Source organism: Pseudoalteromonas sp. SCSIO_11900, from assembly GCF_000576475.1.
Lineage (GTDB): Bacteria > Pseudomonadota > Gammaproteobacteria > Enterobacterales > Alteromonadaceae > Pseudoalteromonas > Pseudoalteromonas tetraodonis.
Map to the genome: position 1 here is coordinate 990066 of NZ_KK070023.1, position 14809 is coordinate 1004874.

At 41.2% G+C, this 14809-nt stretch carries 12 protein-coding genes; 8 read left to right on the forward strand and 4 right to left on the reverse strand.

All coding sequences use genetic code 11. From position 1 onward, the window contains the following. Positions 1-65 precede the first annotated feature (65 nt). The 8 genes from cyaY to add all read left to right on the forward strand — a co-directional run bounded on the left by cyaY (position 66) and on the right by add (position 9788). Positions 66-389, forward strand: a complete 324-nt coding sequence (cyaY, locus tag BG00_RS04620; protein ID WP_013463729.1) for an iron donor protein CyaY — start codon at positions 66-68, stop codon at positions 387-389. Next, positions 386-1042, forward strand: coding sequence for an alpha/beta hydrolase (locus BG00_RS04625; protein WP_036980847.1), 657 nt, complete (start codon positions 386-388; stop codon positions 1040-1042). The genes cyaY and BG00_RS04625 overlap by 4 nt, the downstream gene beginning before the upstream one ends. A gap of 23 nt (positions 1043-1065) precedes the next feature. After that, a complete protein-coding gene (locus tag BG00_RS04630; RefSeq protein ID WP_036980849.1) occupies positions 1066-1971 on the forward strand; it encodes a DUF2914 domain-containing protein in 906 nt (301 codons plus the stop codon). 71 nt (positions 1972-2042) lie between these two features. Further along, the gene (hemC, locus tag BG00_RS04635) at positions 2043-2981 is read left to right on the forward strand and encodes a hydroxymethylbilane synthase (protein WP_036980850.1); all 939 of its coding nucleotides are present in this window, start codon (positions 2043-2045) and stop codon (positions 2979-2981) included. Continuing rightward, positions 2981-4819 carry a uroporphyrinogen-III synthase gene (locus BG00_RS04640; RefSeq protein WP_036980853.1) on the forward strand — a complete coding sequence of 613 codons (1839 nt, stop codon included), beginning with the start codon at positions 2981-2983 and terminating at the stop codon, positions 4817-4819. Before hemC ends, BG00_RS04640 begins: the two co-directional genes overlap by 1 nt. Continuing rightward, positions 4816-5925: a heme biosynthesis HemY N-terminal domain-containing protein gene (locus BG00_RS04645; protein ID WP_036980855.1), complete on the forward strand. Its 1110-nt coding sequence runs from the start codon at positions 4816-4818 to the stop codon at positions 5923-5925. Before BG00_RS04640 ends, BG00_RS04645 begins: the two co-directional genes overlap by 4 nt. A gap of 48 nt (positions 5926-5973) precedes the next feature. After that, entirely contained in the window at positions 5974-8664 is a 2691-nt protein-coding gene (locus BG00_RS04650) for an ATP-binding protein (protein ID WP_036980857.1), read from the forward strand. A gap of 122 nt (positions 8665-8786) precedes the next feature. Then, on the forward strand, positions 8787-9788 hold the full coding sequence (gene add, locus BG00_RS04655; protein WP_024601988.1) for an adenosine deaminase: 1002 nt from the start codon (positions 8787-8789) through the stop codon (positions 9786-9788). A gap of 46 nt (positions 9789-9834) precedes the next feature. Here add and BG00_RS04660 read toward each other — a convergent pair whose 3' ends face one another. From BG00_RS04660 to BG00_RS04675, 4 genes are all read right to left on the reverse strand, one after another. Next, a complete protein-coding gene (locus BG00_RS04660) occupies positions 9835-10248 on the reverse strand; it encodes a CBS domain-containing protein (protein WP_036980858.1) in 414 nt (137 codons plus the stop codon). A 171-nt stretch (positions 10249-10419) separates the two neighbouring features. Next, positions 10420-11133, reverse strand: a complete 714-nt coding sequence (gene fre, locus BG00_RS04665; protein WP_036980859.1) for an NAD(P)H-flavin reductase — start codon at positions 11131-11133, stop codon at positions 10420-10422. Positions 11134-11219: 86 nt separating this feature from the next. After that, the gene (gene ubiD / locus BG00_RS04670) at positions 11220-12686 is read right to left on the reverse strand and encodes a 4-hydroxy-3-polyprenylbenzoate decarboxylase (protein WP_013463739.1); all 1467 of its coding nucleotides are present in this window, start codon (positions 12684-12686) and stop codon (positions 11220-11222) included. 71 nt (positions 12687-12757) lie between these two features. Further along, complete coding sequence (locus BG00_RS04675) at positions 12758-14788, reverse strand: methyl-accepting chemotaxis protein (protein WP_036980860.1); 2031 nt, start codon at positions 14786-14788, stop codon at positions 12758-12760. Between the last annotated feature and the right edge of the window lie 21 nt (positions 14789-14809).

Here is a 14809-nt window from a genome sequence, read left to right on the forward strand (position 1 = left end):
TGTTACACTAGCTGTACAAACATGCACCCATTATTTAGGCGTCTTGCCTGCAAAGGAAATTAACGATGACTGATCACGAATATCACCAGTTAGCAGAAGCTCTTATGTTCACAATTGAAGAACAAGTTGATGATTGTGAAGCAGATTTAGATTATGAATCGGCTCAAGGTATTTTAGAAATTATTTTTCCAGATCGCAGTAAAATTGTGATTAATAAGCAAGCACCGTTGCATCAAGTGTGGGTGGCAACAAAATTTAATGGTCACCATTTTGAAATGCGTGATGGTCAATGGATTGATAACCGCTCAGGCGCAGAGTTTTGGAGTTTCATCAATGAAGCGTCAACACGTCAAGCGGGTCAAGAAATTAAGTGGCAATCATCGCTATGAGTTTAGAGTTTGTTCAATACCCAGCTCAGGGGACGCATAAAGCCACGGTTATTTGGTTACATGGTTTGGGTGATTCAGGTGATGGTTTTGCCCCAGTAGCGCCACAGCTCGATTTACCCAGTGAACTAGGTGTGCGTTTTATCTTTCCGCATGCGCCTATGCAGGCTGTTACTATTAACGGCGGTATGCAAATGCGCTCATGGTATGACATTAAATCGATGGATTTAGACAAACGTGCAGATGAACAGGGGGTTAGGGAATCTGCAGCAAAAGTTGAGCAATTAATAACGCAAGAAATTGCTAACGGCATACCGGCGAACAAAATTATTTTAGCGGGATTTTCACAAGGTGGCGTCATATCGCTACATTTAGCCCCGCGTTTAGAGCAAAAGCTTGCTGGCGTTATGGCACTATCAACCTATATGTGTGTGCCACATAAATTGGCTGATGAAGCAAAGCAAACACAGCTAAATATATTTATGGCTCATGGGAGCCAAGATGACGTTGTACCGCATAGTGCGGGTAGAAGTGCGTTTGAAGTATTATCAACGCATAACATGGATGTAAGTTGGCAAGAATACCCAATGGGGCATCAGGTTTGTACACAAGAGTTACAAGCTGTGCGCCAATGGTTAATTTCTCGCTTAAGTTAGTTTAGGAGCCGCTGAGGGTCAAAATGAGTCAAAAAATAGTAATAACAGCAAATGTAAAACGTGAGCCACAGGTTAGTGAACCCAGCGTGAGCTATGAGTGGCATTGGCGTCGGATTGTGAGTATTTCTATGTTGGTGATTATGACCTCTGCAGCGGTTATTTACGGCCTGTCTAGCGCTGTGAATGCTGATCAAGGGGCGCCGCATCCTCATGAGCAGCTCGATTTTACTGAGCAACAAACCGCAATTGTGTCGCTAAGCGATGATACTGCAGCATCAGCAGAAAGTGAAAACGCAACAGATGCTGGTGAGGAGCCGCTGAGCGGTGTCGCAATTGCAGCACCTAAAATCCTTTCCCCAAATGAGCAAAGACCAGCTCCTATTACCGAACAAGTAACATCAGAGCCTAAAGTTCAACAAAGTAATATTGAGCAAGAAGTAGAGCCAACGCTCACTGCTGAGCCTGAAGAAGCAGCCATGGCTGCAACAGATAACCAAACGCCTGAAACCGAAACGGCCAGTGAAAAACCGGCTGAGCAAAAAGCATTTGCTGAATCAGCACAAGTTGCGAGTGTGGCCATTGGTGCCAAAATAGATACAGCTACTATTAGCCGCGCCGTATTGACGCGCAGTGTCAGTAATCGTGAACCAACCAATGTATTTGCCGCCGATGTGCGTTTAAGCCAATTTGAAGAATCATTATCATTTTTTAGTGAGCTTAAGAACTTACAAGGCCAGCAGGTAGAGCACATTTGGTTATTTGAAGGCGAAGTGATGGCGGAAGTGTCGCTCAAAGTTACTTCTCCGCGCTACCGAACTTACTCAACTAAAAATATTATGGATTCCCAGTTAGGGAATTGGCGCGTTAATGTGGTTGATGAGCGAGGCTTACTCATTGCGCAAAAAGAATTTAGAATTTTAGCTGATTAAATCGCCCTTAGATTGAACAAATTTTAATCCTGAAAGGTCAACAGACCCCAGTAATTATTAATGGATATTTTATGACTGAAAAAACAAAGTTAGTTCGCATTGCCACTCGTAAAAGTGCATTGGCACTGTGGCAGGCTGAATTTGTAAAAGCGCAGCTAGAGCATTTTCACGATGATGTGCGTGTAGAGCTGGTGCCCATGTCGACTCAAGGTGACATTATTTTAGATACACCACTGGCTAAAATTGGTGGTAAAGGCTTATTTGTAAAAGAGCTAGAACAAGCCATGCTTGATGGGCGAGCAGACATTGCAGTGCATTCAATGAAAGATGTGCCAGTCGAATTTCCAGATGATTTAGAATTGCACGTTATTTGTGAGCGTGAAGACCCGCGTGACGCGTTTGTATCAAATAATTTTGCCAATATTGATGCGTTACCGCAAGGCGCCATTGTTGGCACCTCAAGTTTACGTCGCCAATGCCAAATTAGAGCGTTGCGCCCTGATTTAGAAATTCGTGACTTACGTGGCAATGTAAACACACGTTTAGCAAAGCTTGATAGCGGTCAATACGATGCGATTATACTTGCAGCGGCTGGGCTAATTCGTTTAGAAATGGGTGAACGTATTCGTGACTTTATTGAGCCAGAAGTGTCGTTACCTGCTAATGGTCAAGGTGCTGTCGGTATTGAATGCCGTATAGATGATGAAGTTACTAAAGCCTTATTAGCACCGCTGGAGCACAGTGAAACTCGTATTCGTGTTAATGCCGAGCGCGCAATGAACCGCCACTTAGAAGGGGGCTGCCAAGTGCCAATTGGTGCGTATGCACTGGTTGATGGCGAGCAAGTGCATTTACGTGGTTTAGTTGGGGCTATTGATGGCAGCGAAATTTTACGCGATGAAATTAGTGGGCATGTTGATAATGCGGAAAAATTAGGGATTGAGCTGGCTAAAAAACTCTTAGCACAAGGCGCAGATAAAATCCTTGCTGACGTATATCGAGACGCATAATGAAACACATCTTGATAACTCGGCCCGAAGGAAAAGGCGCAGCCCTTGCACAGCAACTTGAGCAAGCGGGTTATCAAGCGTCTTTATGTCCTGTTTTAAAAATAACGTATTTAACCCCAACAAGCGTTGAGCTAAGCCCGTTGGTTAATGCCGACAAAATTATTTTTGTTTCGCAAGATGCAGTACATGCACTGAGTGCCCTTAAGCCTGCAATTAACACCAAAGCGCAGTTTTATGGTGTTGGCCAACAAACAGCCGACACCATTTATGAAGTATTTGGTGTACGTGCGGCTCTGCCAAAACAACATGACTCTGAGGGGTTGCTGGCCCTTAAGTCATTGGCTGAGGTTGATGGCAGTAATATTGTGTTAGTTAAAGGTATTGGTGGGCGGCCTGAGATAGCAAAAACCTTAAAACAACGCGGTGCTTTTTTAAATAATTGTGTAGTGTATCAGCGCGAGCCGGTAGCGCAACAACCCGCTGACTGGATTGACCACTGGCAAAGCCAGAATGTACACGGTATAGTCATTACTAGTAATGCCGCTGTTGATGCCATTTTTAATACCCTTACCGCGGCGCAACTAACATGGTTACAACAGTGCGAATTTTATGTTGCCAGTGAGCGTATTGGCGATTATTTACAACAGCAAAAAATAAATTCGACACATATACATACTGCGGCAGGGGCTAGCGACCACGCTATGTTTGCCTGCATTAATCAGCAAGGTAGCAAAATGAGTGAACAGTCAGCGACGTCAAAAGTAGAAAAAGCAGCGCAGCCAATAGCCAATAACACGTCTAACACCGCTAAAAATGACACTGCAAAAGCCAATAATCAAACGCAAAATAATACCCATAAAGTGAGTAAGGTGGGGAGTTTAGCGTTGGTGATTTCGTTACTTGTTGCCAGTGGCGTGGGTTATGAGTTTTATCAAAAGCTCAATGCCGGTAAAGTGCAAAATTTAGCGGTTAATGCATTAACAGAGCAAAATAAGATATTGCAGCAAGAGCTACAAGCGCTTAAGTCTGAGCAGCTCAGTCTACAGCAAGCGTTACAAAAGAGCGAAGAGCAAATTGCTAGGGCGCTCAATGAAAACTCTGTAAAAAATCAGCAAGCATTAAAAGCAGCACTGCAAAAAGTGCAGCAAAGTGGTAACACATTAAACCCACAAGAAGTGACCAGCTTACAACGTATGGCTGAATTTAAATTGTGGGCTGAACAAGATTATCAAGGCACAAGTGCAGTGCTTAAACGTTTAGATTCACTTTTAAGCGACCACCCAGGTACGCTTGAGTTACGCCAAGCAATTATACAAGACATACAAACGCTCGATAGCATTAAACCCGTTGCAACAGAGGCGATTTACTTACAGTTAAATAGTGTAAGAGATCGTATCGATAACTTGGTATTTAATGCGGTTAATTTGCCAGAAGAAGCGTCAGTAATTGACGAAAACGCGCTCTCTGAAAATATGAGTGATTGGCAACAAAACATCCGAAATAGCTGGAATAAAATAGTTGATAGCTTTATTACAATTCGCCATCACGAAGGGGTATTAATAGAGCCGCTATTAACTGATAGAGAGCGCCACCTAATTAATCAGCGCATAAAGCTCAATATTACTCAGGCGCAAGATGCGCTAATGAGCAAGCAAGCCAGCATCTATTTTAGCGCCTTAAACGACACAAAACGTTTGGTTAATGAATACTTTAAGCAAGATGATAATGCCACAAAAGTGGTACTACAAACTTTAGTAAACCTTGAAAAAGAGCCGCTTAACTTTAACCCTGAGGTGACATTGCAAAGTACTGAGCAAGTTAAGGAGTGGGCACAATGATAGGGTTGATCATTTTTATTGTCGCTATTGTATTGGTATTAGCGATCACTCCTTTCGTGTTAGATGAAAAAGGCTATGTACTGATTTCATTTAATAACACGACCATAGAAGGTACGATTGTTTCGTTTTGTATTATGGCGGCACTGAGCGCAGCAGCTTTGTATTTAACTTACAAATTCATACGCTACTGCCTATCTATATACAGAAATACCAAACATGGATTTTTTGCTCGCAGCCAAGAGCGCAAGCATGCAGCTATAGAGCAAGCGCTGTGGAGCTTGATTAATGACGATTACGCGCAAGTGGAAAGCGCGTTATCAAGTAACAGTGTGCCAGCTAAATTTTTAGACATACGTTTGGCGTTACTAGCAAAAGCTGCACTGGCAAATAATCAACCCGATAAAGCGCTGGAATACTTGTTTGAAATAAGCCCTGAGCAGCAACTAAAAGTGGCTAAACTATGGTTAGCCAGTGGCGACAGCAGTGTTATTGAACCGCAAATACGGATGGCGGCTGAGTCTAAAAAAGCCACGGTACTTGAGCTAAAATTGTACACTGAAGTGTTGGTGCAACAGCAGCACTTTAAAATACTAGAAGACTTTTTACCGCGCTTATTACGTAAAGATGCATTGAGCGATAAGCAGTGGCAGCAGGTGTTTTTAGCTTATTTTGCTGCTCAAGCAAGTGATGAGCTAACCAGTAAGTACCAGCAATTAGGTAAGAAATTGCAAGCACATGCGCACACTGCGTACTTAACTCAAATGGCAAAAACAGGGCAGTTGGCGAGTATTGAAAACGCGTTAATTAAAATGCTCAAACATGCTAAGCACCACACTGAACTTGCCGACATTTTACGTGAAGCTGCGCCAAGTAATGCATATAAGTTGCAATCAAGCATTCAAGAACGGTTGAAAAAAGATGAGCACAATAACGCGTTATTATTAGCATTGGCGTGTTTAGCGAATGCCCAAGGTGATTATGATTTAGCTGCACGAGTATTCGACAAAGCGCTTAATAGCGATAACAAATCACAGTATCGACAACAAGCTATACTAAGCTATAAACACAGCGCACAATTAGATAAGGCACTTGTGCTCTACCAATAGTGGATTATATTTTATAAATCAATAATTAAAAGTGCAGGAGCGAAGGCTATGAAAAATGTGTTTACATTCTCTTTTAGTCTTGCATGCGCTTATTTTTTTACTGGTTATCTTAGTAATTTATTACTCGCAGTAGACGGTTATGCCGTGGCTTCTTGGCCACCTGCAGGCATTGCACTAGCCAGTTTTTTATTATGGCGCCATCGCGCTTACTTAGGCATTATTGCTGGTTCTTTACTGATTAATTTAATTCATTTAGACCATGTTACAGATATTTTAAACTGGCAAATTTTGTTACATGCAGTGGGCCTCAGCGGCGCTGCTTTTTTGCAAGCATGGCTTGGCGCGCAAATAATTACAAAAGTAATAAAAGCCCCTCTAGACCTTTCATCGTTAAAATTAAGTATTCAAAGCTTAGCAATCGCAGGTCCTGTCGGCTGTGTCATAGGCGCTATTGCTGGTACGAGTTTATTAGTATTTAACCAGATCATCCCTGTTGCGAATGCGCTGGATAATTTTATTACTTGGTGGATAGGTGACAGTATTGGCGTATTAATTTTTACCCCATTACTATTAGCTGTATTTCACTATTCTGAGATGCGCCATCGGCTACAAGTTATTGCTCCTGCATTACTTATTTATGCGATTATTAGTATTAGTTTTTATGGTGCAGCGAGTGTAAAAAAACAAAAAGACACTCAAAAACAAGAAACGGAAGTGCTTGCGACTCAAAGCGCTATAAATCAAAAGTTAGATGAGATCATTGCACATCTATCTTTATTAAGTGGTTTTTTAGCAAATAGTGAAGACGTTAGTTTTAGTGAGTTTACGCAGTTTACGGCTAAACAATTAAGCTACAGTGAAGAAATACTCGCTTTTAAATGGGTTCCTGCTATTACTGATGATTCTCGTGCCGAGTATCAATCATGGATTGAGCAAGTTGATAGCGAAAACCCGTTTATCAAACAAAAATCAGCGAATGGGCAATGGCAAAAAGCCCCCTATCGAGAGTTGTATTACCCTGTAAAATATATAAATCCACTTAGGGGTATGAAAGATATTGTTGGGTTTGATTTAGGTTCAAACGAGCAAGTGCGTACAGCACTCACTAAATCTAAAGTACTTAATGAATTGGTGATCAGTGAACCGACAGCACTGATACCGAATAACGATGAATTAAGTGTACTCTTTATGTATCCCGTTTTTGGAAATGTGGTAACAGAAGGCGATTTTAAAGGATTTGTTGTTGCCGTGGTTAGCTTAGCTAAACTTTATAAGTCGCTGTCGTTTGACTCTAATGAGCGTATTGCGATTAGTTTTTTTGATATTAATAATGCTGAAAAACAGCAGGCACTTTATATTGCAGAGCATCATTCTATGGTGTTATTAAAAAAATATCAGTTGTTAATTGGTCAGCGAATGTGGCGCGTTGAGCTGCATCAACCCGTTTTAAAATCATCGTGGTTAATATACTGGCTGGCGCAAATAGTGGGTATGTTATTTGTGTGGTTGTTGATTATATTTTTGATCTCTGTGACGGCTACCAATATTCGAATTCGCGAACAAGTGGCACAGCAAACACTCACGCTACGCCAAGAAAAACAAAAGGCCGATGAAGCCAGTGCTATAAAAAGTCAGTTTTTAGCCAACATGAGCCATGAAATACGTACGCCAATAAATGGCATAAAGGGTATGCACTATCTAGCGCTACAACAACAGGATTGGCAGCAAGCAAAAGGCTATATAGAGCAAGCTGATGGTGCTCTAAGTGTATTATTAAGAGTGTTAAACGATGTACTCGATTTTTCTAAAATGGAAGCCGGTAAACTTGAGTTAATGCAAGAGCCTGTGAACCTCAAACAATTAGCCGAGGACATCGTCGGTTTAATGCAATTTGAGGTGGAGAGTAAATCGCTTTCTTTAAAATTAGAGTATGACAGCGATGCGCATTTAACTCTCAATACCGATCCTATTCGTTTAAAGCAAATTCTGCTTAATTTATTAAATAATGCAGTAAAATTTACCGAAAAGGGCTGTATTACGTTAAAGATTTGGCAATCATCAAAAATGACATACTTTAGCGTTAACGATACCGGGATTGGCATTAGCTCTGCAGCTCAAAAACAGCTTTTTAAACCCTTTTCTCAAGCCGATAGCTCAACGTCGCGTCAGTACGGTGGTACTGGTTTAGGTTTGAGTATTTGTAAAAAATTGGTCGAATTGATGGGAGGGGCTATTGATTTAAAAAGCAGTGAGGGGCATGGATCTACGTTTACTTTTAGCTTACCAGTTCATTCATCGCTGCCAAAAGCCAAATACAGTGCTGATGCTTTATCAAAAATTGATGTCAGTAATATTTCTTTAGAAAAATATCAATTACTTATAGTGGAAGACAACCCATTAAACCAACATGTTGTAAGTGCTATTTTAGAGACTAAACACGGTATTGCTGATATCGCAAAAGATGGCTTAGAAGCGATTGCGATGCTTAGCGAAAAAAACTACGATTTAGTATTTATGGATATTCAAATGCCTAATATGGATGGTTTACAAGCAACAAAAGTGATTCGTAATGAGTTAGGTTTTATTGATTTACCTATTATTGGTTTATCCGCCAACGCTCACGAACAAGACGCTCAAAAAGCGATTGCCTCTGGAATGGATAGCTACATGACCAAGCCTATTGAAGCTGATGAGCTATTTAAAACGCTTTGGTATTATTTATCTCGCTTAGATAAGTAACACGTATTTTTGTACAAAAGGCAGACATAAGGCCTCCAAGCACCATTTTAAATATTCTACTCTTGAAATATTAATGTACCTGCGTATCATTCGCGCAATTTTAATTCAACCGAGTAGCTACTATGATTAATAGAAAAATACCTTTGCTAGATATTCACCGTCACTTAGATGGGAATGTACGCGCGCAAACCATATTAGAACTTGGTCGTCAGTTTAATATAGCTTTACCAGCAGATAATGTTGAGGCACTTATTCCTCATGTTCAGGTTATTGATCCTGAGCCAAACCTAATGGCATTTTTACAAAAGCTTGATTGGGGGGTCACGGTACTGGGTGATTATGATGCTTGTAGACGAATTGCGATAGAAAACATTGAAGATGCACAAGCGCAAGGCCTTGATTACGTAGAACTACGTTTTAGCCCTTACTACATGGCACAAAGCCAAGGTTTACATCCTCAGGGCGTTGTTGAAGCTGTGGTCGATGGTATTAAAAGTGCAACAAAAGATGCTGATATTAAAGCAAACTTAATTGGTATTTTGTCTCGTACTTATGGTGTTAAAACCTGTCAACACGAGCTGGATGCTTTACTTGCTTTTAAAAATGATTTGGTCGCGGTTGATTTAGCCGGTGACGAAATTGGTTACCCTGGCGAGCTGTTTGTTGATCACTTTAAACAAGTACGTGATGCGTATTTAGCGGTTACCGTGCATGCTGGCGAAGCATTGGGTGCTGCCAGTATTTGGCAAGCATTAAACGAGCTTGGTGCAAGCAGAATAGGGCATGGCGTTAAAGCGATTGAAGACTCAACGCTAATGGATTATTTACGTGATAACCGTATTGGTATTGAATCGTGCTTAACCAGCAATATTCAAACCAGCACAGTAAATGACTTAACTAAGCATCCGCTAAAACAGTTTTTAGATCATGGCATTTTGGCCAGCATTAATACCGATGATCCGGCTGTTGAAGGGATTGAAATTGAGTACGAATATGCAACTGCAGCGCCACAAGCTGGTTTATCGCAAGCTGATATGGAAAAAGCGCAAGCCAATGCACTTGAAATTGCGTATTTAAGTGATGCAGATAAACAGGCACTCAAAACCAAAGTCGCACAGCGTTAATCACCCATACGATTAAAAATGCCACTGTTTACAGTGGCATTTTTGTTTATATGTGAGTTTGACAGCTAACGTAATTATCATAAAGTGCTTTTAAAATATCGGCACGGCTGATCATGCCAACTACAACGTCACCATCAACCACGGGATAATTCTTTGGCTTACCAGGTTGCATTTGTTCTGCTAATTGCATGATATTAGTATCACCGCTGACCGTCACAACTTCTGTTTGCATCAACTGCGACACTTTTACCATACCGTCACAAAAATAACTGCTTTGCATTAGGGGTTTAAGTAGCTCTTGCTCAGAGATAAAACCTACTAGCAACTTGTTATCGTCAAATACTGGGGCACCAAGCAATTTAAATTTTTGTAGTTCTGCAATGGCGGTCGTCATTTCTGTATTAGGGGTAATATGAGGCAACTTGTGTTGCATAAAATCTTTTACTTTTGTATTTAGCATTTAGGTTTCTCCCGCTGAATGTTCTATACAAAGTATGGTTTATAGATTGGATTTTAGGAAATTGTTTATGTTGATGAGTTTAATAGGTAATAACAATCATCGCAGCGGTAATGGCGGGTAATAAAAACAATTAAGACACCCTAAGGTGCCTTAAAAATGATGCATTTGCTGTTATTTGATAAAAGCAAATGCATCTGCGTACATGTTTTCGCGAATGGCTCCGTGGCTAATAAAGTCATCGCGCACTATGCCTATCATGTCAAAACGACCTGCCATGTAAATATCGTAAGGTTCAAGCGAGATGATATCGTCCATTACCGCTTTATGCACATAACCAGTATGGCCAGTCCAGCTGTCAGTAGGATTTTCTACCACAGGAATAAATTCGAAGTGCTTATGGCTATCTGCCCAAGCTTTCATTTCGGTGTGTGCATACAGCGCAGACTCTTCTTTAACACCCCAATAAAATAGCACTGGGCGGTGACAATTTATTTCAGCAAGGTGATCGGCCATTGATTTTGCGTAAGAGAAGCCTGTGCCGCCAGCAAGTAAAATAATGGGGCGCTCGCACTGCAAACGTAGTTGAGAAACACCTAAGCCCGCTTCAATAGTCACGGTTTGATTATTATTGTGAGCACTACGAAGGTGCTCTAGCGATTGCATAGCATATGAGTCAGCAACTGAAGCACCAATGTGTAATTCTAAAGCATCCGTTTGTGAAGGACGGCTTGCAATTGAAAACGCACGTTTATCTTTTTCACCTAAAACCAATTGTAAATATTGGCCAGCTTCAAATGTGACGGGTTGCTGCGGCTTTAAAATAACTTTATGAACAAATTCTGTTAGTGGACTGATAGAAACAACGTCAGCGTGTAATGTTTGCATGTTTTACCTTAAATTAGCGGATACGCACTTTATTTGAGCAATAGTAGCATATCCGCAGGGTGAGTTTATAGCCTAGACCAAAGTCGTTAAAGAATACCTAGGCTATCCCAAAGTTCATCAACGCGATCTTTAGTGGCTTGATCCATAACAATAGGTTCGCCCCACTCACGGGTTGTTTCGCCAGGCCATTTGTTGGTTGCATCCATGCCCATTTTTGAACCAAGGCCAGAGACAGGCGATGCAAAGTCTAAATAGTCTATTGGCGTGTTTTCAATTAACGTGGTGTCGCGTGCAGGATCCATACGGGTGGTAATAGCCCATATGACATCGTTCCAATCTCGGGCGTTAATGTCATCATCGCAGACAATAACAAATTTAGTGTACATAAACTGTCGTAGGAATGACCAAACCCCCATCATTACGCGCTTGGCATGCCCTGGGTATTGTTTTTTCATGGTAACCACGGCCATACGATACGAACAACCTTCTGGCGGTAAATAAAAATCGACAATTTCTGGAAATTGTTTTTGTAAAATTGGTACGAATACCTCGTTTAAAGCCACCCCTAAAATAGCTGGCTCATCAGGCGGACGACCCGTAAAGGTACTGTGATAAATAGGGTCTTTACGATGAGTAATATGAGTGACCGTCATAACGGGAAAGTCATCGACTTCATTATAGTAACCCGTATGGTCGCCATAGGGGCCTTCAGGTGCCATTTCGCCCGGCATAATATGCCCTTCAAGCACGATTTCTGCGCTGGCCGGTACTTGTAAATCATTCGAAATAGACTTAACCACTTCCGTTTTACTGCCACGTAATAAACCGGCAAAAGCATATTCGCTTAATGTATCGGGGACCGGAGTAACCGCCCCTAAAATTGTGGCAGGATCTGCCCCTAATGCCACTGATACCGGATACGGCTCACCAGGGTGTTCTTTGCACCACTCTTGAAAATCAAGCGCGCCACCACGATGAGATAACCAACGCATAATAATTTTATTTTTGCCAAGTAACTGCTGGCGATAAATCCCTAAATTTTGACGCTTTTTATAAGGCCCTTTGGTAACGGTTAAACCCCAAGTAATTAAAGGCGCAGCATCACCTGGCCAGCAATGCTGAATAGGAAGCTTGGTTAAATCAACATCGTCACCTTGTAAAATAACTTGTTGGCAGGGCGCTTTTTTTACTTCTTTGGCTGGCATATTAAGGACTTGCTTAAATACCGGAATTTGTCCAAGGGCTTCTTTAATGCCTTTTGGTGGCTCTGGCTCTTTTAAAAATGCCAATAACTTACCAACTTCTCGTAATTCACTGACATCTTCTTGGCCCATACCCATTGCTACACGCTTAGGTGTACCAAATAAGTTAGCTAGAACAGGCATGTCATACCCTTTCGGGTTTTCAAATAATAAAGCGGGGCCTTTAGCACGCAGTGTGCGATCGGCAATTTCGGTCATCTCAAGATACGGGTCGATTTCTTGGCTGATGCGTTTTAATTCGCCTCGTTTTTCAAGTAAATCGATAAAATCGCGTAGATCTTTGTATTTCATTGTGGGCCGTTACTTAGCAAAAAGTTAAAAGTATTATACCCAGTTCATGCAAGCCAAGTCATTACTTGCACTTAAAACTTAAAGCGCTCTACCGCATCTTTTAAAGAGTGTGCAAGTTGGTTAACATCTTCACTTTCGCTTGCTAGGGTCGTCGCATTGTCGGCATTTAAGGTGGCATGATCGGTTACCTTAGCCATTATTTGTTGGATATCAGTGCTGTTTGCAAGTTGTTCATGCGATGCATGGGCAATGTCTTTGCTCATTGCATTGACCGATACTAACGTGCTTTTGATACGCTCAACGGCTGCATTTAGTTCAGTACTGTTTTCAACACAATGCTTGGCTTGTTGTTGACCATCATTTATTTCAGCTTGGGTAGTCTGAGTATGTTGTTGTAGTGTGTTGATCATGGTGGTTATTTCGCTAGTGGAGCTTTGTGTTCGTGCTGCAAGCGAACGCACTTCATCGGCCACTACGGCAAATCCTCGACCATGTTCACCGGCTCTTGCTGCTTCAATGGCCGCATTAAGCGCTAGCAAATTGGTTTGCTCTGCAATACTGCTAATCGTATCAACAATAGCGCCAATCAGTTGGGTATATTGCGCAAGCTCCTCGGTGCTGGTGACGGCTTTATCTAAGCGACTTAAAAGAGATTCAATACTTTGGCTATTGTTGTTTGCAATGTCATTGACATCATTTGCAAACTGCGAGGCATTCGTTATTTCATTTGAGGTACTCTGCGCTTGTTTGTAAACGGCTTGTGAGCTTTGTAGCATACGTTGCGCTAATGAGGTTGCTTGTGCGATGCGTTCCAGCTGTTGCTTAGCAACGATGGTCATTTGCTGCCCTTTTTCACTGGTTTGAATGGCTGAGTTATCGAGTTCGTAGGCGTCGTTACTGATCCCTTTTATTAGGTGAGTTAAATCATCACAAAGCTTATTGGTATTATGCAGTAGGGTACCAAATTCGTCTTTACTTAGAGGATTACTACGCTGTGAAAAGTCACCTGAGGCTATGCGTGCGAGTTCTTTATTTACCTTTTTAAGTGGTTTTAGCATGGCGTTAGTAGTAAACACTGAAATAATAACCAGCAAAACAATTAAAACAAAAGCAATAATAATAACTAAGCTAGAGCCGGTATTGATTGCTGACTTAGCGCTCTCTTGCAGGGAGTCAAAGCGCGTGTCTGCAAGTTTATTAAGCTCAATTAGCTGATTTTCTATAATGATAAAGGCATGTTGAAAACTTTCAAACCGCTGATCAACCTTGTCTTTGCTATCGAGTACAGTGTTCTGCAATGCATACAGCCCATCAGGGCTATTTAATAGGCTGCTTAAATCGTTAAACGCCGCTATTAACTCATTGGCGTTGAGCTTATTTGTAATAGGAGAGGCTTGTTGCTCTAAATAACTAAGATTAGATTGAATATTATCGAGTAAAAAAGAAGTGTCTTGTTGGTGGGCATTGATATCTTCTGAGGTGGTTACTTGCCCAATGCCTTTGACATTATTGTTTAGAGTAAATAATAAATCATCAATTCGAGTCGCTGTGCCAAAGACTGCATTTAAAAGCGATTGCTGGTTGCCTGCTACGTTTATGAGCTCTATATCAAGTAACTGGTTACTCAGATCGCGTAGCTGTTCATTAAAGGTAACTGTCAGTGCTGCGGCGGTACTTTGTGCCTTAAAGCGTTGCTCTTTTACTGCAAGCATGTCGTTGCTTATTGTATTTAGTTTAGTGAAGTCATTATGAATAGTAACAAGTAATGTTTGCATACTTTGTTGTTTGGCAACTTGCGCTTTTAGCGTCTCTAATTTATTAAAAAACTGTGTTTGCTCTGCGTGTGCTTGCTTTTTATTTTGCAGTAGTAAATCAAGTTTAGTTTGGCTGTAAGCAATGGCATTAAATTTAGTAATTGAAAGTAGCGATAAACGCAGGTCTTTACTTGCTTGCTGTACCGGAACCGCTAACGTTTCTATGCGCGAGTTAGTGGTACTGATTTGATGGAGTGACCAGTAAAAAAATATGCAGCTGGTGAGCATTAATAGACCAATAGCTGAAAAGGCTAAAATTATTTTATGTTTTATAGCGATAGAATGCATAACGTTATCAACAATATTAAG

Excerpts from the sequence above, each read along its gene's own strand:
- cyaY (WP_013463729.1), top strand. The coding sequence starts at position 66 with ATGACTGATCACGAATATCACCAGTTAGCAGAAGCTCTTATGTTCACA.
- BG00_RS04625 (WP_036980847.1), top strand. The coding sequence starts at position 386 with ATGAGTTTAGAGTTTGTTCAATACCCAGCTCAGGGGACGCATAAAGCC.
- BG00_RS04630 (WP_036980849.1), top strand. The coding sequence starts at position 1,066 with ATGAGTCAAAAAATAGTAATAACAGCAAATGTAAAACGTGAGCCACAG.
- hemC (WP_036980850.1), top strand. The coding sequence starts at position 2,043 with ATGACTGAAAAAACAAAGTTAGTTCGCATTGCCACTCGTAAAAGTGCA.
- BG00_RS04640 (WP_036980853.1), top strand. The coding sequence starts at position 2,981 with ATGAAACACATCTTGATAACTCGGCCCGAAGGAAAAGGCGCAGCCCTT.
- BG00_RS04645 (WP_036980855.1), top strand. The coding sequence starts at position 4,816 with ATGATAGGGTTGATCATTTTTATTGTCGCTATTGTATTGGTATTAGCG.
- BG00_RS04650 (WP_036980857.1), top strand. The coding sequence starts at position 5,974 with ATGAAAAATGTGTTTACATTCTCTTTTAGTCTTGCATGCGCTTATTTT.
- add (WP_024601988.1), top strand. The coding sequence starts at position 8,787 with ATGATTAATAGAAAAATACCTTTGCTAGATATTCACCGTCACTTAGAT.
- BG00_RS04660 (WP_036980858.1), bottom strand. The coding sequence starts at position 10,248 with ATGCTAAATACAAAAGTAAAAGATTTTATGCAACACAAGTTGCCTCAT.
- fre (WP_036980859.1), bottom strand. The coding sequence starts at position 11,133 with ATGCAAACATTACACGCTGACGTTGTTTCTATCAGTCCACTAACAGAA.
- ubiD (WP_013463739.1), bottom strand. The coding sequence starts at position 12,686 with ATGAAATACAAAGATCTACGCGATTTTATCGATTTACTTGAAAAACGA.
- BG00_RS04675 (WP_036980860.1), bottom strand. The coding sequence starts at position 14,788 with ATGCATTCTATCGCTATAAAACATAAAATAATTTTAGCCTTTTCAGCT.